Source organism: Bradyrhizobium sp. SZCCHNRI3052, assembly GCF_032484895.1.
Taxonomy (GTDB): Bacteria; Pseudomonadota; Alphaproteobacteria; order Rhizobiales; family Xanthobacteraceae; genus Bradyrhizobium.
The window spans coordinates 19,613-37,680 of record NZ_JAUETW010000012.1 but is presented as its reverse complement, the minus strand read 5'-3'; the positions used below and the strand labels follow the sequence as shown (position 1 = coordinate 37,680).

13 protein-coding genes are annotated in these 18,068 nt (G+C 67.7%); 2 read left to right on the top strand and 11 right to left on the bottom strand.

Annotated elements, in window-relative coordinates:
* Window positions 1–59: 59 nt before the first annotated feature.
* From QW887_RS26905 to pcaF, 6 genes are all read right to left on the bottom strand, one after another.
* Complete coding sequence (locus QW887_RS26905) at window positions 60–1,751, bottom strand: flotillin family protein (protein WP_316195401.1); 1,692 nt, start codon at window positions 1,749–1,751, stop codon at window positions 60–62.
* 36 nt (window positions 1,752–1,787) lie between these two features.
* A complete protein-coding gene (locus QW887_RS26900) occupies window positions 1,788–2,438 on the bottom strand; it encodes an OB-fold-containig protein (protein WP_316195399.1) in 651 nt (216 codons plus the stop codon).
* Between the two features lie 22 nt (window positions 2,439–2,460).
* Window positions 2,461–3,633: a PspA/IM30 family protein gene (locus QW887_RS26895; protein ID WP_316195487.1), complete on the bottom strand. Its 1,173-nt coding sequence runs from the start codon at window positions 3,631–3,633 to the stop codon at window positions 2,461–2,463.
* A 257-nt stretch (window positions 3,634–3,890) separates the two neighbouring features.
* On the bottom strand, window positions 3,891–4,955 hold the full coding sequence (locus tag QW887_RS26890; protein ID WP_316195397.1) for a phosphotransferase: 1,065 nt from the start codon (window positions 4,953–4,955) through the stop codon (window positions 3,891–3,893).
* A gap of 59 nt (window positions 4,956–5,014) precedes the next feature.
* Window positions 5,015–5,908 carry a dioxygenase gene (locus tag QW887_RS26885; protein ID WP_316195396.1) on the bottom strand — a complete coding sequence of 298 codons (894 nt, stop codon included), beginning with the start codon at window positions 5,906–5,908 and terminating at the stop codon, window positions 5,015–5,017.
* A 131-nt stretch (window positions 5,909–6,039) separates the two neighbouring features.
* Window positions 6,040–7,248, bottom strand: a complete 1,209-nt coding sequence (gene pcaF, locus QW887_RS26880) for a 3-oxoadipyl-CoA thiolase (protein WP_316195394.1) — start codon at window positions 7,246–7,248, stop codon at window positions 6,040–6,042.
* A 444-nt stretch (window positions 7,249–7,692) separates the two neighbouring features.
* On the opposite strand from pcaF, the gene mutS reads away from it, so the two are divergent.
* Window positions 7,693–10,437 carry a DNA mismatch repair protein MutS gene (gene mutS / locus QW887_RS26875; protein ID WP_316195392.1) on the top strand — a complete coding sequence of 915 codons (2,745 nt, stop codon included), beginning with the start codon at window positions 7,693–7,695 and terminating at the stop codon, window positions 10,435–10,437.
* Between the two features lie 97 nt (window positions 10,438–10,534).
* Here mutS and QW887_RS26870 read toward each other — a convergent pair whose 3' ends face one another.
* The 5 genes from QW887_RS26870 to QW887_RS26850 all read right to left on the bottom strand — a co-directional run bounded on the left by QW887_RS26870 (window position 10,535) and on the right by QW887_RS26850 (window position 15,037).
* A complete protein-coding gene (locus QW887_RS26870; protein WP_316195391.1) occupies window positions 10,535–11,335 on the bottom strand; it encodes a hypothetical protein in 801 nt (266 codons plus the stop codon).
* A gap of 219 nt (window positions 11,336–11,554) precedes the next feature.
* Complete coding sequence (locus tag QW887_RS26865; protein ID WP_315715155.1) at window positions 11,555–12,064, bottom strand: OsmC family protein; 510 nt, start codon at window positions 12,062–12,064, stop codon at window positions 11,555–11,557.
* Between the two features lie 57 nt (window positions 12,065–12,121).
* Window positions 12,122–12,907 (bottom strand): ABC transporter ATP-binding protein, encoded by a 786-nt coding sequence (locus tag QW887_RS26860; RefSeq protein WP_316195389.1) that lies wholly within the window; start codon window positions 12,905–12,907, stop codon window positions 12,122–12,124.
* Window positions 12,907–13,755 carry an ABC transporter permease gene (locus QW887_RS26855; protein ID WP_316195388.1) on the bottom strand — a complete coding sequence of 283 codons (849 nt, stop codon included), beginning with the start codon at window positions 13,753–13,755 and terminating at the stop codon, window positions 12,907–12,909. Before QW887_RS26855 ends, QW887_RS26860 begins: the two co-directional genes overlap by 1 nt.
* Before the next feature lie 307 nt (window positions 13,756–14,062).
* Window positions 14,063–15,037 carry an aliphatic sulfonate ABC transporter substrate-binding protein gene (locus QW887_RS26850; RefSeq protein WP_316195386.1) on the bottom strand — a complete coding sequence of 325 codons (975 nt, stop codon included), beginning with the start codon at window positions 15,035–15,037 and terminating at the stop codon, window positions 14,063–14,065.
* Window positions 15,038–15,233: 196 nt separating this feature from the next.
* Here QW887_RS26850 and QW887_RS26845 point away from each other — a divergent pair, with 196 nt between their 5' ends.
* Window positions 15,234–18,029 carry a [protein-PII] uridylyltransferase gene (locus QW887_RS26845; RefSeq protein WP_316174428.1) on the top strand — a complete coding sequence of 932 codons (2,796 nt, stop codon included), beginning with the start codon at window positions 15,234–15,236 and terminating at the stop codon, window positions 18,027–18,029.
* Window positions 18,030–18,068: the final 39 nt, after the last annotated feature.

Below are 18,068 nucleotides of genomic sequence, written 5' to 3'. Positions count from 1 at the left end.
GGGCGGTGGCTCCTCCAGCGCCGCCCCCAGCCCCGGGGCCTCCCTTTTCACATTTTGGCCTACGGCTTCTGCAGCGGCTCGATCTTCGCCGGTGCGGCAGCGGGACTGGCCTCGGCCGTCGGCAGGATCACGCCGGCCAGCGCCTGCACCGGATCGTCGCCGGGCTTGAAGCCGGACTGCACCAGGATCTCGTCGATCAACGGCTTCAGCGCGTGCACGCGCAGCAGTTCGCCGGCGAGGCCTTCGCCGAAGCCGACATTGCCGCCGGCACCGCCATTGCCGCCGAACGCGCCGCCGGTGTGCAGGATGCGAACGTCCTTCAGATTGGCGATCGGCTTGACCATCTCGCCGAGCGCGGCCGGCATGGTCGCGATGCGCTGCTTGGCGAGCTCGAAATCGATCACGTTGCTGCCGAGCTTGTTCTGGGCTTCGTTCTTCATCAGGATGACCGCGGCTTCCGCCTCGCCGATCTGGCGCACGCCGACGGCCTTGATCTTGTTGGCCTCGGCCTCCGCCTCGGCCAGGGTCTTGGCCGCCTCGCCGCGATCGACCGCGGCGCGCTTTTCTGCCTCGGCGGCAACGGTAATGCCGGTCGAGCGCTGCTCGGCCTCTTTCCGCGCCGCCATGACCGCGGTCTGACGCTCGCGGTCGGCGATTTCGATGGCGCGCGCCGTCGTCACCTTTTCCTCCGCAGAGACCGCGAGCGCCTCGGCCGCCTTGGCCACCGCGCGCGCTTCCGAGGTTTCCTTGCTCTTGGTCGCGATCTGGATGTCGTTGTCCTGCGTCGCGATCTGGATCTCGCGGTCGGCGTCGGTCTTGCGGCGGTTGATCGCGAGATTGCTTTCGATCGCCGCGGTCTCTCGCACCTTCAAGGCTTCCGCCTCGCGCTGCGCGATCTTCTGCTGCGCCTCGATGCGCGCATTCTCCTCGGTCTGCCACGCCGTCTGCGTCGCGCTTGCGACCTCGGCGCGGGTGCTCGCGGTCTTGTTGGCGATGTCGCGCTCCTGGCTGAGCTCGGCCTCCTTCTTGGTGCGCTCGATCTGGAGCGTGAGCTGGCGCGCCTCGAGGTCCTTCTGCGCGATCGCGACCTCGTTGTCGCGCACGATCGCGTTGCGGTCGCGGCGCCGCGTCTCGGTGACCGTCTTCAACAGCGTCAGGCCTTCGGCGTCGAAGAAGTTCTCGGCGTTGAAGAACGAGATGTCGGTCTGGTCGAGCTTGGTCAACGATACAGACTCGAGCTCCAGGCCGTTGGACTGCACGTCGGCCTCGACTGCGGCCTGGACGTGCTTGACGAAATCCGAGCGCTTCTCCTGCAGGTCCAACAGCTCCATCGTGGCTGCGACCGAGCGCAGGCCGTCGACGAACTTGGCCTCGACCTGGTCGCGCAGCAATTCGGCATTGTTGGTGACGGCGCCGAGGGTCTGCGCCGCCAGTGCGATCGAATCCACGTCGGGCTTCACGCGCACGTAGAACTCGGCGTCGATGTCGACGCGCATGCGGTCCTTGGTGATCAGCGAATCCTTCTTCGAGCGCTCGACGCGGAGCCGCAAGGTCTTGAGGTTGACACGCGCGATGGAGTGGAAGATCGGCAGCACCACGGCGCCGCCGTCGAGCACCACCTTCTTGCCGCCCAGGCCGGTACGCACGAACGCCTCGTCGCGGGTGGACCGATGGTAGAGAACGGCAAAGACAGTGCCGAGAACGACCAGCAGCACAACGCCGATCGACGCAGGCAGAACCAGATCAAACATGGGATTTACTTTCGGGTTGAGGAAAGTGTCTTGGAACTAAGGTGTCTTGGAGTTCGTGAGCTCGTCGGCTGCGGCGATCGCGATGAAGCGGCCATCCTTGCGGTCGACGAGGAGAACCGACGCGCCCACCGGCAAGGACGGCGAGCCCGGCGCGGCCGAGGCCGTCACCATGTGCCAGTTGCCGTGGACGTCCTTGACGCGGACGCGGCCGGGCAGCCCGCCATCGAGCGGGCCGACCGCCACCTCGCCGGTGCGGCCGACGAGATCGGACAGCCCGACCGCATAGCTCTCATCCTGCGGCACCAGCCGCGCCGCGTAGCGCGTCGAGCGCCGCAGCAGCGGCACCGTGACGACGGCGGCGAGCACGCCCGCGGCCGTTGGCGGCAGCGCCACCGCCACCAGCCGCGCGGCATCCTGGATCAGAAAGCCCGTGATCGAGAAGATGCCGAGCGCGAGCAGGATGCAGATCATCAGCGGCACGCCGCCGACATTGATCCAGGACAGCACGTGGCCGACGCTGGTGCTGTGGCCGTCGTGACCGAGATCGACGGTCTGGCCGAGCAGCTCGCTGATCGACAGGCCGATCAGCATCGAGCCGATCTCGACGCCGCCGACCAGAACGATCATCACGGCGGCAATCGCGAACGGCCGCACCTCGGGTTGCATGAAATGGTCGACGATGGTCATGGGACGACGCGCCCCCGCCCGTTCAATTCTGCGATTTCAGCCGCGCCAGCCGCTCGACGATGTCCTTGTCACGCTTCAGCTTCGACAATTCGTCGATGTCGGGCGACGGCGGGATGCCTTCCGGCACGCCGGTGGCGCGGGCGATGACGCGGGAGGCGCGCGCGGCCTTGGCGAGGCCGGCATCCGGCCCCTTGCGCGATGTGGCCTTTGGCTGGTCGGCGAGCGCCTCGCTGTGCTCGAGCTCGGCGAGACGCGCCTGCGCGTCCTGCAGGCTCGACAGAATCGCACGCAGGGTCGTCAGCACCGCATCGATGCGCTCGGCATTCTCGTCGATCGCCTTCGACAGCACCTCGAACTGGGCTTCGAGATCCATCTGCCGGGCGATGCCGGCGCGGGCGAGGTCGTCGCGGTGCTCGACGATCGCGACGCGGATCTGCTCGGCCAGCACGGTCGTCTCGCGCTCGATCTCGGCGCGGCGTGCATTGAGCCGATATTCCTCCGCGCGCGCATGCGACAGGCTCTCGCGCGATTCGCGCTCGGCCTGCTCGATCTCGCGGATCGCCTGGCTGACCAGCGCGACCCGGTTCTTGTCCTCGGCCTTTTCGATCGCTCCATAGGCGATCCCGGCGATGAGGCGCCCGGCGCGTGACAGGAGCGTGTCGGGGGCCGGCGCGTGTTCGGCGAGCATGACGTGGTCCTTTCGTGGGCTGACGGTTGGGCTGAGACGAGCGTGTGACGTTGCGGTAACGCCGAAATGGACTTCGAAGTCATCTTCGTCCGTTCGCACGAGCTGCGCCGGCGTCGCGTGCGGCCAGCCCGCGACGTAGCCGGTCACCTCGAACGGGATCGCGAAGCGACCGCGCGCGGTGCCGAGCGACAACATGCCGGCATTCCTGACATTCACCAGACGGTCGTCGAGCGGCAGCCGCGGATTCGAGGCGGCGCGATAGGCGGCACGGTCGCGCAAGCCGAGCGTGACGAGGCGCGACGGCAGCCGCGTGGCCTTGCGGATCGGGTCGTAGGCATGGCCGTGCAGCGTGACGAGATTGGCGCCGATGCCTTTGCCAGCAGCGATCTCGTCGAGCATGTCCATCATCAGGGCATAGTCGGCGAAGGTCGCCTCGATCGCGTCCCGCGCCTCGGGGGAGAGGAGCAGACGGTAGCGAACAGCCTGATCGTAAGTGCTTCCGGCCATCGGGAATGTTAAAGCACAATATCCGTGCTTTAGCAAGCCAGCTCCCGATCCAAGAACGCCGCTCCCTTCCGTGACCATGTCGAACGCCATGCCCATGCCGATATGTCGCGCCGATGCTGGCCGGCGGTTTAAGGCCGGCGAACAATCTCTGGTGATCGTTAAGGGGGCTGCTAGCGACGCCGGCAAATGCACCGCAGTGACGTGTAGCGACAAAGATCTCGCCGCGCGCGTGCGGCCCTGTCGCGAGGGAAGCGCCGTCAGTCCAGCAATTCGCGGCAGCCGAGATCGTCGAACGCAAGGAAGATGCGCTCGAGATTATTCCACCAGATCACCGGCGGGAGCTGGATCGCCCATTGCCAGACCCGCTGGGCGATGTGCCAGAGCACGGCGAGACGATAGTCCTGATCCAGTGCCGCCCTGTCGTAGCCGGTCACACCGCCTGCGACCAATGTCTGATGATAGCTGTCGAGCAACGGCCGCTCGATCCGCGCCCGACGGTCGGGATAGATTTGCAGCGCGATCATGTAGGCGAGATCGTTCGCGGGCACGCCGATCCGCCACTGGTCGAAATCAAACGCGCGCACGTCGTCGCTGTCGGCGGCCTTCGGCACCAGAAAATTCCAGACATGCGCGTCGCCATGCGCAATGCTGAGGTTTCGCCGCGACAGATAGCGTTCCGAGAGCCGCGGCGTCGCCGCCATCAGGCGTTCGTAGACCGCGCGCCGGTCCGCGCTCAGGCGGTCTCCCAACTGATCGGCGAAGCGCTGATAGTGGCCGGCAAAGGTGCTGCCGCGCTCGGCGCGCTCGTCCGCGGTCGCAAAGCTGCCGATGGACACGCCAAGCCGCGGATCGTCCCACCACGCCGCATGCAGCCGCGCCAGCGCCCGCACGATCCCCTCGGCCTGGGGCAGCGCAGGCGGCAGCGGCCATGGCGTCGCCGTCTGGTGCGTGTCGGTGAGATCCTCGAGCAACAAGTGCCAGGTGAGCGCGGCTTCGTCCCACGCGCCGCCGTAAGAGCCGGGCACGAGGCCCGTCGGCATGAGCCGCGCCAGCCCGCGATAAAAATTGACCTCGTGGCGCCCGCCCCGCCACAGCGTCTTGGCGAAGGCCGGCATCGGGATTTTCAGGATCAACGCCTTCGGCGCGTCCGGGGCCGCGCCGCTATAGGACAAACCAAGGCGGATGATGCGCGACAACAGCATCGGCCGGTCGCTGATCACGGCGACGTCCGAGACCGCGCCGGACTCGAGCACACCCGCCTCACGCATCGTCGCCGTCAACGCGGCGGGCTTGGCAACGGACGGCAAGTCGGTGGAGGACATGTGGGCGCCGTCCCTTCAGGGTTGCAGCTTGCCCATACTAGCAGGGATATTCCGAAGCGCTACTTGATCGGCGCGCGCGGCAGCACGGTGTCGCCGATCTCCATCCGGTAGACGTGCTCGAGCGAATACCAGGGCGTGGTGACGCCGGGCTCGGTCGGGTGCGGCGTGTCGTGGCGAATGAAGTTGCCGAGCAGCGCCTTGGTGACGCCGAACTGCACGTCGCTGTCGATGTGCGGGTCGTTGGGGTCGTAGACCTGCGAGATCAGCACCTTGAATCCCGGCTTGACGATCAGCGCATGCAGATGCGCCGGGCGATAGGGATGGCGGCCCTGCGCCTTCAGCAGGCGGCCGACGACCCCGTCGGTCGGGATGGGATAGCCGACCATCATCACCGAGCGAAACCAGAAGCGGCCATCGGCATCGGTCACGAGCTTGCCGCGCAGGTTCATGTCGGCCTGATCGGGATCCTGGTTCTCGTAGTAGCCGACCGGCGAGGCGTGCCAGACGTCGACCTCGGCGCCGGCGACCGGCGCGCCGTTCGGATCGACCACGCGACCGTGCACGAACAGCGCCGGGCCTGATGTCGCCGAGCGCACGATCGAGCCGCCATTGTCAGTGCGCGGCGAGTTCAACCGCCAGAACGGGCCGAGCAGCGACTGCGCGGTCTCGGTGTTGCCGCCATCGCCATTGTTGAGCAGGCAGACCAGCGGCGAGACGCCGAGCGAGCCGGCCATCAGCACGACCTCATTGTGGCTGTCGTTGGTGCGCTGACCGAGTTCGGCGATGATGGCGGCGGCTTCGCGAAATTCGGCCTCGGTAAGCCTGACATCGCGGACGAAGCCGTGCAGGTGCTTGATCAGCGACACCATGATCTCGCGCAGCCGCGGGTTCTCGGTGCGATCCATCACCGCCAGCACCGCCGGCGTGACGTCCTGTTCGCGGGAGATGGTCATCGTCAGGACTCCGTCACTCCGGGGGCGACGCGCCAGCGTCGAACCCGGAATCTCGATATTGCAGGACTCATCTCCAGATTCCGGGTTCAGCCTGCGGGCTGCCCCGGAATGACGAAGCGCTCAGCGCTTCGTCAGTTGATCGTCTCGACCGCCAGCGCGACGCCCTGGCCGACGCCGACGCACATCGTGGCGAGCGCACGCTTGCCGCCGCGGACCTCGAGGCCGTGCACCGCGGTCATCGCGATGCGCGCGCCGCTCATGCCCAGGGGATGGCCGAGCGCGATGGCGCCGCCATGCGGGTTGACGAAATCGGCGTCCTCGGCGACGCCGAGCTGGCGCAGGCAGGCGATGCCCTGGGACGCGAACGCCTCGTTCAGTTCGATCAGGTCGAAATCGGTGATCTTGAGGCCGAGCCGCTCCATCAGCTTGCGCACCGCCGGCACCGGGCCGATGCCCATGATGCGGGGCGGCACGCCGGCCGAGGCGAGGCCGAGAACGCGCGCGCGCGGCGTGAGGCCGTGCTTCTTCACGGCGGCTTCCGACGCGAGGATCATGGCGGCGGCGCCGTCATTGACGCCCGACGCATTGCCGGCGGTGACCGTGCCCGGATTGCGCACGATCGGCTTCAGCTTGGCCAGACCTTCTAGCGTGGTCTCGGGGCGCGGATGCTCGTCCTTGTCCACCGTCACAGGGCCGGCCCTGCCGCCGGGCACCATGACCGGCGTGATCTCGGCGGCGAAATAGCCCGAGGCGATGGCCTTTCCGGCGCGCTGCTGGGAGCGGATCGCGAACGCGTCCTGGTCGGCGCGCGACACCTGGAATTCCTCGGCGACGTTCTCGCCGGTCTCCGGCATCGAATCGACGCCGTACTGCTGCTTCATCAAGGGATTGATGAAGCGCCAGCCGATCGTGGTGTCGAAGATCTCGGCCGAGCGCGAGAACGCCTCGGTCGCCTTGCCCTGCACGAACGGCGCGCGCGTCATCGATTCGACGCCGCCGGCGATCGCGAGATCGACCTCGCCGGCGCGGATCGCACGTCCCGCCGCGCCGACCGCGTCGAGACCGGAGGCGCAGAGACGGTTCAAGGTCTGGCCCGGAATTGAATCCGGCAGGCCCGCGAGCAGCAGCGCCATGCGCGCGACGTTGCGGTTGTCCTCGCCGGCCTGGTTGGCGCAGCCGAAGAACACCTCGTCGACGGCAGCCCAGTCGAGATTGGGATGCTTCGCCTTGAGCGCCTTGAGCGGGGTGGCCGCGAGATCGTCGGTGCGCACCTTGGCCAGCGCGCCGCCGAACCGGCCGATCGGGGTCCGCACCGCATCACAAATGTAGACGTCTCGCATCGCTCTCTCCCGGGATATCAGTGTTTCTGTTCGAAGTTGACGGCGGTTTTAGGAGTGCGCCGGAGGCAGGTCAAATGACGGGAGCGCGGGGTGGTATGCATGCCGGCCGACGTCCCCACCATCTCCGCGCGACCGGTGCGCCCCTCCCCCGCAAGCGGGGGAGGTGCAAAAGTTGCCACCGTCCCGGAGTTGAGGGCGGCAGCCTCAAGTCTCTCCGTCATTCCGGGGCGACGCGCGACAGCGCGGCGAGCCCGGAATCCATCGGGCCGCACGACCCGCCGCAGGGTGGATTCCGGGTTCGTGCTGCGCACGCCCCGGAATGACAAGATGAGAAAGCTGCGATCATCTCGGCACTCCATCGGGGAGAAATTGCCATCGTGGAAAACCGGGACATCGCCTGCAAAGCGGTAGGACCGTCCGGGCAAATTGGCTAGTTTCCGCGCCATGACGATCCAGCAGCCCATCTCCGCCCCGGTTCCGCAAGAATCAGTGCCTGCGGCCGCGCCCGCCGAGGCGCCGGCCAAGCTCACGCCGATGATGGAGCAGTATCTCGACATCAAGGCAGCGCATCCGGGGCTGATGCTGTTCTACCGGATGGGCGACTTCTACGAGCTGTTCTTCGAGGATGCGGAAGCCGCCTCGAAAGCGCTCGGCATCGTGCTGACCAAGCGCGGCAAGCACCTGGGCCAGGACATCCCGATGTGCGGCGTGCCGGTGGAGCGCTCCGAGGACTATCTGCATCGCTTGATCGCGCAAGGCATCCGCGTCGCCGTCTGCGAGCAGATGGAGGATCCGGCGGCGGCGCGGGCGCGCGGCAACAAGAGCGTGGTCAAGCGCGGCGTGGTGCGCGTGGTCACGCCGGGCACGCTGACGGAAGACAATCTGCTCGATGCGCGCGCCAACAACTATCTGCTGTCGATCGCGCGCAGCCGCGGCTCCTCCGGCGGCGACCGGCTCGGGCTTGCCTGGATCGATATCTCGACGTCGGACTTCATCGTCACCGAATGCGCGTTCGCCGAGCTGACGGCGACCTTGGCACGGATCAATCCCAACGAAGTCATCGTCTCCGACGCGCTGTACTCGGACGAAGCGTTCGAGCCGGTGCTGCGCGAGCTCGCCGCGGTGACGCCGCTCACGCGCGACGTGTTCGACGGGGCCACCGCCGAACGGCGGCTGTGCGACTATTTCGCCGTCGCCACCATGGACGGCCTCGCGGTGCTGTCGCGTTTGGAAGCGACCGCGGCGGCCGCCTGCGTCACCTATGTCGAACGTACGCAAGTGGGGCAGCGCCCGCCGCTGGCGCCGCCGGCGCGCGAGGCGACCGGCAGCACGATGGCGATCGATCCGGCGACGCGCGCCAACCTCGAACTGACGCGCACGCTCGCCGGCGAGCGCCGCGGCTCGCTGCTCGACGCCATCGACTGCACGGTGACCTCGGCCGGCTCGCGCCTGCTGGCGCAGCGGCTCGCCGCGCCGCTGACGGAGCCGGTGCAGATCGGCCGGCGGCTCGATGCCGTCAACGTCTTCGTCGCCGACAGCGCCGCGCGCGAGGACATCCGCTCGATCCTGCGCGGCGCGCCCGACATGACCCGTGCGATGGCGCGGCTGTCCGTCGGCCGCGGCGGTCCGCGCGATCTCGCCGCTCTGCGTGACGGTATCGTTGCGGCCGACCAGGCACTGGCGCGGCTGTCGGCGCTCGACCAGCCGCCGCAGGAGGTGGCGTCGGTCATGTCCGCGCTGGCGCGGCCGGCGCGCGCGCTGGCGGAAGAATTTGCGCGCGCGCTCGACGAGCAGCTGCCGCTGATCAAGCGCGATGGCGGCTTCGTCCGATCCGGCTATGATGCGACGCTCGACGAGACGCGCAATCTGCGCGACGCCTCGCGCCTCGTCGTCGCCTCGATGCAGGCGCGTTACGCCGACCAGACCGGCGTGAAAGCGCTCAAGATTCGGCACAACAACGTGCTCGGCTACTTCGTCGAGGTCACCGCGCAGCACGGCGACAAGCTGATGTCGGCGCCGCTGAATGCGACCTTCATCCATCGCCAGACGCTGGCGGGCCAGGTGCGCTTCACGACATCAGAGCTCGGCGAGATCGAGGCCAAGATTGCGAATGCCGGCGAGCGCGCGCTCAATCTCGAGCTCGAGATCTTCGACCGGCTGTGCGCACAGGCGCTCGCGATCGGCGACGATCTGCGCGCCGCCGCGCACGGCTTCGCGATGCTCGATGTCGCCACTGCGCTGGCCAAGCTCGCGGTCGACGACAATTATGTGCGCCCGGAGGTCGACGGCTCGCTGGGCTTCGCCATCGAGGGCGGCCGTCATCCGGTGGTGGAGCAGGCGCTCAAGCGTGAGGGGCAGCCGTTCATCGCCAATTCCTGCGACCTGTCGCCGACGCCGGGGCACAAGAGCGGTCAGCTCTGGCTGCTCACCGGCCCGAACATGGCGGGCAAGTCCACCTTCCTGCGCCAGAACGCGCTGATTACGCTGCTGGCGCAGATCGGCTCGTTCGTGCCGGCGAGCCGGGCCCGCATCGGCATCGTCGACCGGCTGTTCTCGCGCGTTGGCGCCGCCGACGATCTGGCGCGCGGGCGCTCGACCTTCATGGTCGAGATGGTCGAGACCGCGGCGATCCTCAACCAGGCCGGCGAGCGCGCGCTGGTCATCCTCGACGAGATCGGGCGCGGCACCGCGACCTTCGACGGCCTCTCAATCGCCTGGGCGGCGATCGAGCACCTGCACGAGAGCAACCGCTGCCGCACGCTGTTCGCCACGCATTATCACGAGCTGACGGCGCTCGCCGCAAAGCTGCCGCGGCTGTTCAACGCCACGGTCCGCGTCAAGGAATGGCAGGGCGATGTCGTGTTCCTGCACGAGGTGCTGCCCGGCTCCGCCGACCGCTCCTACGGCATCCAGGTGGCGAAGCTCGCCGGCCTGCCGCCGGCCGTGATCAGCCGCGCCAAATCGGTGCTGGCGAAACTGGAGGCCGCCGACCGCGGCCAAAACGCCCGCGCGCTGGTCGATGATCTGCCGCTGTTCGCGGTGCCGTCGCGCGCGGCGGTCGAGCCCACCATGTCGAAGGAAGCGGAAGAGCTGATCGCCGCGGTGAAGGCGCTGCATCCGGACGAGATTACGCCGCGCGAGGCGATCGACGCGCTGTATGCGCTGAAGGCGAAATTGCCGAAGTCGTAGCTGGTCGTCATTGCGGGGCGCCCTTGCGCCGAAGCAATCCAGAGTCCCGCCCGCAGCCCTGGATTGCTTCGCTTCGCTCGCAATGACGTGGAGAGACCTATCGGACCGCAGCGACCTTCCGTCGCCCCAGCCACCATAGTCCGAGATTCCAGCCGACACAGGTCGCCAGCGCGCCGCTCAGGCCGGCGGCGGCGCCGAGGTGCAGGCTGCCGAGGTGCAGCGCCACCACGGCCAGCGAGAAGCCGATCAGGCCCCAGGCGCCGTTGGCCAGCACGGCCGCCGTCGCGGGCCCGCCGATGCGCGGCTGCAGGATCAGCATCATCGAGGTGAAGACGATGGGAAACAGCGCCAGGATGCCGGAGACGCTGGGGCCGGCCCAGCCGGAGACCGAGGTGACGGTGGCGACGAGCGTTGCCACCAGCGAGGCGCGCAGCGGCACGTCGTACCAGCGCCGCGTGATCAGCGGCATCTTGGCATGGCGATAGCGCTGCAACAACGGCAGGCAGATCGCGAAAGTGACGATGTTGGCGACGATGCCCATCAAGAGCGTCCATTGCACGCTCTTGATCAGCGCGGCGAGACCGAGCCACACCGCGACCGCGGTGGCGCTTGCCACCAGCACGCTGCGGCGCTGCGCCAGCACGGCGTAAGCGAGACTGAGGAAGATCGTGGCGGCATTGATCGGCAGGCTGGTCAGCGCACCCTGCGCGATGAACGCGGCATCGTGATCCAGCGCCAGGAAGACGTAGGTCGGGCCGGCCGAGATCGGCAGGGTCGCGACCAGCGCGCCGATCACGGGGCCGGTGCGCTCGGCGATCATCGACGCCGACACCACGAACGACGCCGCGATCGCCATGCGCAGAGCCAGCAGCAGCAGGAAGGAGGGATCGAGGGACATCAGTTCATGCTGCGCAGGCGGTGGGCTCCCTCCCCCGCCTGCGGGGGAGGGCTGGGGTGGGGGCGCGGCTCGGGTGGCGATGATGGGGTGTGCCGTGTGGAGAGAAGTCCCCCACCCGCCTCGCATCGGCGATGCGAGGCGACCTCCCCCGCAGGCGGGGGAGGCGCAGACCGAGCGAGCCTCAACAGCTTGTCTCCTCAGCCGCAGCGCCGCCGCGCACTACACCCGCTTCAAGCTGACAGACACCTTCGGGCCGTTCTTGATGGTCTGATAGACCACGCAATAGCGCTCGGTGAGCTTGAGCAGGAGGTCGAGCTTGTCCTGCGGCGCGTCGGTGTCGACCTCGAAGCGCAGACGGATTTCCTGGAAGCCGACCGGCGCCTCCTTGTCGACGCCGAGCGTGCCGCGGAAATCGAGATCGCCTTCGGCGAACACGTGGCCGCTCTTGAGCGGCACCTCGACTGCGGTCGCAACCGATTTCAAGGTCACGCCGGCGCAGGCCACCAGAGCCTCCAGCAACATGTCGCCGGAGCACAGCTCGAGCCCCGAGCCGCCGGTCCCCGGATGCAGGCCGGCCACCGCCATCGCGCGCCCGGTCTCGAGCTTGCAGGTCAGCCCCTCCTGCCCGACCTCGCCCTTGGCCTTCAAGGTGATCACGGCGGCGGACGGGTCGGCCTTGTAGCGTTCCTTGATCGGCGCCTGCATGGCGCGCAGCTCGGCGGCATCCATTTGTCGTTCTCTCCCGGATTTATTTCAGACGAGATGTACCGGGCCGGGCCGCCAAAGTCACCACCACAGGCCGCCGCCGGGCTCACGCCTGCCCTGCGTGTCCGGCATCGTCCGGTCGAGCGAGCGGTCCAGCGCGGTCAAGACATGCCGCTTGAACTGCTCGAACAAGGGCGCGTTGCGGTCGCGCGGCCGCGACAGATTGATGGTGATCTCCTCGAACAGCCGGCCGGGATGCGGCCGCATCACCAGCACGCGGTCGGCCAGCACCACGGCTTCCTCGACGTCGTGGGTCACGAGCACCAGCGTCGGGCGCGTATCAGTCCAGAGATCGAGCAGATGATCCTGCAGGTCCTTGCGGGTGAAGGCATCGAGCGCCGAGAACGGCTCGTCGAGCAGGAGCACCTCCGGCTGCGCCACCAATGCGCGGGCGATCGCGACGCGTTGCGCCTGGCCGCCGGACAGTTCGCGCGGCCAGACCTTGGCCTTGTCGGCGAGGCCGACACGTTGCAGCGCGCGGGCGACACGGTCGCGACGCTCGGCCGCCGGCAGCTCGGACAGGCCGAAGCCAATGTTGTCGGCGACCGAGAGCCACGGCAGCAGCCGCGGCTCCTGGAAGATGATGCCGACCTTGGGATGCGGCGCAATGATCGCGTCGCCGTCGAGCGTCACGGCGCCGGCGCTGGCGCGGTCGAGCCCGGCGATGGTGCGCAACAACGTCGACTTGCCGCAGCCGGAGCCGCCGATGATGGCGATGATCTCGCCGAGCTGGATCCCGGCCGAGAACCGATCCAGCGCGTGGACACCGTTGGGATAGACCTTGGTGACGGATGCGAGCTGCAGCATCAGGCCGCCCCGCTCTGGCGCACGAAACTGTCCTGCCAGCGCAACAGCGGCGCGGTTGATATCTCCAGCAGCCAGTCGGTGGCCTTGCCGATGATCGCGAAGATGACGATGGCCGCCACGATCTGTGCCGGCTTGCCGAGCTGCTGGCCGTCGATCAGGAGGTAGCCGAGCCCTTCGGAGGCGCCCATGAACTCGGCGGCAACGACGAACATCCACCCGAGGCCGAGGCCGACGCGCAGCGCCACCACATAGGCCGGCAGCACCGCGGGCAGCAGGATGCGGCGGATCATGGCCGGTCCGGACAGGCGGAAAACGCGGCCGACCTCGACGATCTTGCGGTCGACCGAAAGAATGGCACCGGTCAGGCCGAGATAGACCGGGAAGAACACGCCGACTGCGATCAGCGCCACCTTGGAGGTCTCGAAGATGCCGAGCCATAGGATGAACAACGGCACCCAGGCGATCGACGGGATCGCACGCAGCGCCTGGATCGTCGGATCGACCAGCCGGCGCGCGACCCCCCAATAGCCGCAGATGCCGCCGAGCAGCGTGCCGGCGGCGACGCCGAGGCCGAAGCCGATGCCGACGCGGGTCAAGGTCATCGTGATGTGGCGGGAGAGTTCGCCGGAGCGGGCGAGCTCGGCGATGGTGGTGAAGACCTTCGAAGGCGGCGGCACCAGCCGGCCGTTCGACCAGCCGGCCCGGACGGCAAGCTCCCAGGCGAGTGCGAGCGACAGCGGCAGCAGCAAGCCGAGCAGCGGGCGCATCAGCCGCGTGAGCCATGGCTGGCTGGCGGTCTGCGGTGTGGCCGCCGCGGCGGGGGCCTGGAGTTCGACGGTCATGGTCATAGTGAGAACAGCGCTCGGGTGCGAATGCAAGGCGTGGGGGCGGATGGCGATGGAGGCCAAGGACGGCGCCCCAAAACTCGCTGTCGTCCCGGCCTTGCGCCGGGACCCATACTCCGCGGCGGTCGTTGTGGAGCGAGATGCCGCTCCAGCGTGGTCAACAACAGGCGTCACGGAGTATGGGTCCCGGATCTGCGCCCGCCAACGCCATCGCGTTGGCGAGCTTGTCCGGGACGACACCGGTTTTTGATCGCCGGCTCTTGGCATAGGCGATTTGGCGCAGCGGCCTATTGCCCGAGCCGTGCAAGCCCTAGTTCGTCGGCAGCGGGACCTGGTCGTCGATCAGGGCGTCCAGCGTGGCCTTCACATCCACCTTCGCATCGACGACGCCGGCCTGCTGCAAAGCGAGGCCCGCGGCGAGGATCGACTCCCGCTGGGGTGCGCCGATGCGGCTGTGGGTCAGCTCGGTGCGCTCCTTGAGCTGCTTGTCGACCACCGTCTCAGGCAGCTTCGTGACGGCGATGAAGGTCCTCTTGAGGTCGTCGTAGTTGGCCAGCGCGTCCTTGCGCGCGACCTCGTAGGTGGCGAGCACGCGGCGGACGATCTCCGGATTATCCTTCAGGAACTGCTCGCGCACGTTCAGGATGCCCCAGGTGTTGGCGTCGGCCTTGCGGTAGAACAGCTTGGCGCCCTCCTCGACCTCGGCCTGCGCCATCATCGGATCGAGCCCGGCCCAGGCGTCGACGTCGCCGCGGATCAGCGCCGCCTTGCCGTCGGCGTGCTGCAGCAATACCGGCGTGATGTCCTTGTCGGTGAGGCCCGCCGACAGCAGCGCGCGCACCAGGAAGATGTGCGGATCGGTGCCGCGGGTCACCGCGACCCGCTTGCCCTTGAGGTCGGCCACGGAGGCAATCTTGGAATCCTTGGCCGTGACCAGCGCGGTCCATTCGGGCCGCGAATAGACGTAGACCGACTTGATCGGGTTGCCGTTGATCCGGGCGACCAGCGCGGCGGAGCCGGCGGTCGAGCCGAAATCGAGCGAGCCGGCGTTGAGGAATTCGAGCGCCTTGTTGGAGCCGGCCGACTGCACCCAGACGATGCTGATGCCGTCCTTGGCGAACTCCTTCTCCAGAAGTCCTTTCTGCTTCAGCACCAGCGACACCGGATTGTAGGTCGCCCAATCCAAGCGGATCTCCTTCACCGGCTCGGCTGCGCGTGCAGCGCCGCATCCCAGTAGAACCACGGCCGCAACCGCAGCAAATCCGCGCCTCGACAATCCACCCATCGTCACCCCTCCAACCCTCAAGAAACATTGCTGTTGTTTCAATGAGTTATGCCAGGGGCGCGCGAGAATTGCTTTTCCTTTCGACGGCGCCGTTCAGAACGATCATCATCCCGTGAGCACCGATGACAGCATGGATCGATTGTTGCATTGGAAGTTTCGTGACAGCACAGGCCTTGTTCGATATCCGGTTGCATCCATGGACAGCGTCGCCCCCCATTCCCACCCTGATAGCCTTTCCGATTTCGACAGCGCCGGCATCGCGGCTGCGGTCGACGCGTTGGCCGCGCAGCATTCGGGACGCGAGGACATGTTCCGCGCCGCCGTGGTGCAATTCCTCAAGGCCGAGCTGGTCAAGGCGCGCGCGGCGGCCCAGGCGCAACTATTGAAGGACCGCCACGGCCGGCGCTGCGCCGAGCAGCTCTGCTTCGTGCAGGACGAGATCATTCGCATCCTCTACGCCGCCGCCACCCAGCACCTCTATCGCTCGCAGGTGCCGAGCGGCGCCGAGCGCATGGCGGTCGTCGCCACCGGCGGCTATGGCCGTGGCCTGATGGCGCCGGAGTCCGACATCGATCTCCTGTTCATCCTGCCCTACAAGCAGACCGCCTGGGGCGAGCAGGTCGCCGAAGCCATTCTGTACTCGCTGTGGGACATGGGATTGAAGGTCGGCCACGCGACCCGCTCGGTCGACGAGTCGATCCGCCAGGCGCGCGGCGACATGACCATCCGCACCGCCATCCTGGAGACGCGCTATCTCGCGGGCGACCGGCCGCTCTATGACGAGCTGGTCGCGCGCTTCGACAGCGAGGTGGTGCAGGGCACCGCAGCCGAGTTCGTCGCCGCCAAGCTCGCCGAGCGCGAGGAGCGGCACCGCCGCGGCGGCCAGTCGCGCTATCTCGTCGAGCCCAACGTCAAGGACGGCAAGGGCGGCCTGCGCGACCTGCACACGCTGTTCTGGATCGCCAAATACGTCTACCGCGTGCGCGAGACCGCCGAATTGGTCGAGCGCGGCGTGTTCGACGCGCACGAGTACCGCACCTTCCGGCGCTGCGCGGACTTCCTGTGGTCGGTGCGCTGCAACCTGCATTTCGTCAGTGGGCGCCCGGAGGAACGGCTGTCGTTCGACCTGCAGCGCGAGATCGCGGTGCGGCTGGGCTACACCAGCCATCCCGGCATGCAGGATGTCGAGCGCTTCATGAAGCACTACTTCCTGGTCGCCAAGGAGGTCGGCAATCTCACCGCCATCCTGTGCGCCAAGCTCGAGGACCAGCAGGCCAAGCCGGCGCCGGTGCTGAGCCGGATGATCTCGCGCCTGACCACCGGCGCCACCTGGCGGCGCGTGCCGGAGAGCGACGACTTCATCGTCGACAACAACCGCATCAACCTCGCCGCGCCCGACGTCTTCAAGCACGATCCGGTCAATCTGATCCGCATCTTCCGGCTGGCGCAGAAGCACAACCTCGCCTTCCATCCCGACGCGATGCGCGCGGTCACGCGCTCTTTGAACCTGATCAACACCGAGCTGCGCGACGATCCCGTGGCCAACCGGCTGTTCATGGAGATCCTGACCTCCAACGATGCCGAGGTCGTGCTGCGGCGGATGAACGAGACCGGCGTGCTCGGCCACTTCATTCGCGCCTTCGGCCGCATCGTCTCGATGATGCAGTTCAACATGTATCATCACTACACGGTCGACGAGCACCTGATCCGCTGCATCGGGTTCCTGCAGGAGATCGAGCGCGGCGGCATCGACGAGTTCACCCTGGCCTCCGACCTGATGCGCAAGATCCGGCCCGAGCACCGCGCTGTCATCTACATCACCGTGCTGCTGCACGACGTCGCCAAGGGGCGGCCCGAGGACCATTCCATCGCCGGCGCCAAGATCGCGCGCCGGCTGTGCCCGCGGCTCGGCTTCAACAATGCAGACACCGAACTGGTCGCCTGGCTGATCGAGGAGCATCTGACGATGTCGACGGTGGCGCAGTCGCGCGACCTGTCGGACCGCAAGACGATCGAGAATTTCGCCGCCGTGGTGCAGTCCGTCGAGCAGATGAAGCTGCTGACCATCCTGACCACCGCCGACATCCGCGGAGTCGGCCCCGGCGTCTGGAACGGCTGGAAGGCGCAGCTGCTGCGTACGCTGTATTACGAGACCGAGCCGGTACTGACCGGCGGCTTCTCCGAGGTCAACCGCGCCAAGCGCATCACCGCGGCGCAGGCCGAATTCCGCAACGCCTTCACCGACTGGCCCGAGGACGAGCTCAACACCTATATCGGCCGGCACTATCCGGCCTACTGGCTCAAGGTCGAGCTGCCGCGCAAGATCCGCCATGCCCGCTTCGTGCGATCGAGCGAGGATGCCGGCCACAAGCTCGCGATCAATGTCGGCTTCGATCCGGCGCGCGGCGTGACCGAGCTGACGATCTTCGCGATGGACCATCCGTGGCTGCTGTCGATCATCGCCGGCGCCTGCGCCTCCGCCGGGGCCAACATCGTCGACGCCCAGATCTACACCACGACCGACGGGCGCGCGCTCGACACCATCGCGATCTCCCGCGAATATGAGCGCGACGAGGACGAAGGCCGCCGCGCGACGCGGATCGGCGAGACCATCGAGCAGGTGCTGGAGGGCAAGCTGCGGCTGCCGGACGCCGTGGCGCGGCGGACGACGCGGGGCAAGCAGCACAAGGCGTTCTCGGTCGAGCCGGAGGTCACCATCAACAATCAATGGTCGGAGCTCTACACCGTCATCGAGGTCTCCGGCCTGGACCGCCCCGGCCTGCTCTACGAGCTGACCACCGCGATTTCGAAGCTGAATCTCAACATCGCCTCGGCCCATGTCGCGACCTTCGGCGAACGCGCCCGCGACGTGTTCTACGTCACCGACCTGCTGGGCGCGCAGATCAACGCGCCGACCCGGCAGGCCGCGATCAAGAGCGCGCTGCTGCATCTGCTGGCGAATGACGACGCGGCCGCTCAACCGGCGGCATGAGCGACCATCGCGCGGCCCTGAGCCGCTCGGAGCTCGATT

Excerpts from the sequence above, each read along its gene's own strand:
- QW887_RS26905 (WP_316195401.1), bottom strand. The coding sequence starts at position 1,751 with ATGTTTGATCTGGTTCTGCCTGCGTCGATCGGCGTTGTGCTGCTGGTC.
- QW887_RS26900 (WP_316195399.1), bottom strand. The coding sequence starts at position 2,438 with ATGACCATCGTCGACCATTTCATGCAACCCGAGGTGCGGCCGTTCGCG.
- QW887_RS26895 (WP_316195487.1), bottom strand. The coding sequence starts at position 3,633 with ATGGCCGGAAGCACTTACGATCAGGCTGTTCGCTACCGTCTGCTCCTC.
- QW887_RS26890 (WP_316195397.1), bottom strand. The coding sequence starts at position 4,955 with ATGTCCTCCACCGACTTGCCGTCCGTTGCCAAGCCCGCCGCGTTGACG.
- QW887_RS26885 (WP_316195396.1), bottom strand. The coding sequence starts at position 5,908 with ATGACCATCTCCCGCGAACAGGACGTCACGCCGGCGGTGCTGGCGGTG.
- pcaF (WP_316195394.1), bottom strand. The coding sequence starts at position 7,248 with ATGCGAGACGTCTACATTTGTGATGCGGTGCGGACCCCGATCGGCCGG.
- mutS (WP_316195392.1), top strand. The coding sequence starts at position 7,693 with ATGACGATCCAGCAGCCCATCTCCGCCCCGGTTCCGCAAGAATCAGTG.
- QW887_RS26870 (WP_316195391.1), bottom strand. The coding sequence starts at position 11,335 with ATGTCCCTCGATCCCTCCTTCCTGCTGCTGCTGGCTCTGCGCATGGCG.
- QW887_RS26865 (WP_315715155.1), bottom strand. The coding sequence starts at position 12,064 with ATGGATGCCGCCGAGCTGCGCGCCATGCAGGCGCCGATCAAGGAACGC.
- QW887_RS26860 (WP_316195389.1), bottom strand. The coding sequence starts at position 12,907 with ATGCTGCAGCTCGCATCCGTCACCAAGGTCTATCCCAACGGTGTCCAC.
- QW887_RS26855 (WP_316195388.1), bottom strand. The coding sequence starts at position 13,755 with ATGACCATGACCGTCGAACTCCAGGCCCCCGCCGCGGCGGCCACACCG.
- QW887_RS26850 (WP_316195386.1), bottom strand. The coding sequence starts at position 15,037 with ATGGGTGGATTGTCGAGGCGCGGATTTGCTGCGGTTGCGGCCGTGGTT.
- QW887_RS26845 (WP_316174428.1), top strand. The coding sequence starts at position 15,234 with ATGGACAGCGTCGCCCCCCATTCCCACCCTGATAGCCTTTCCGATTTC.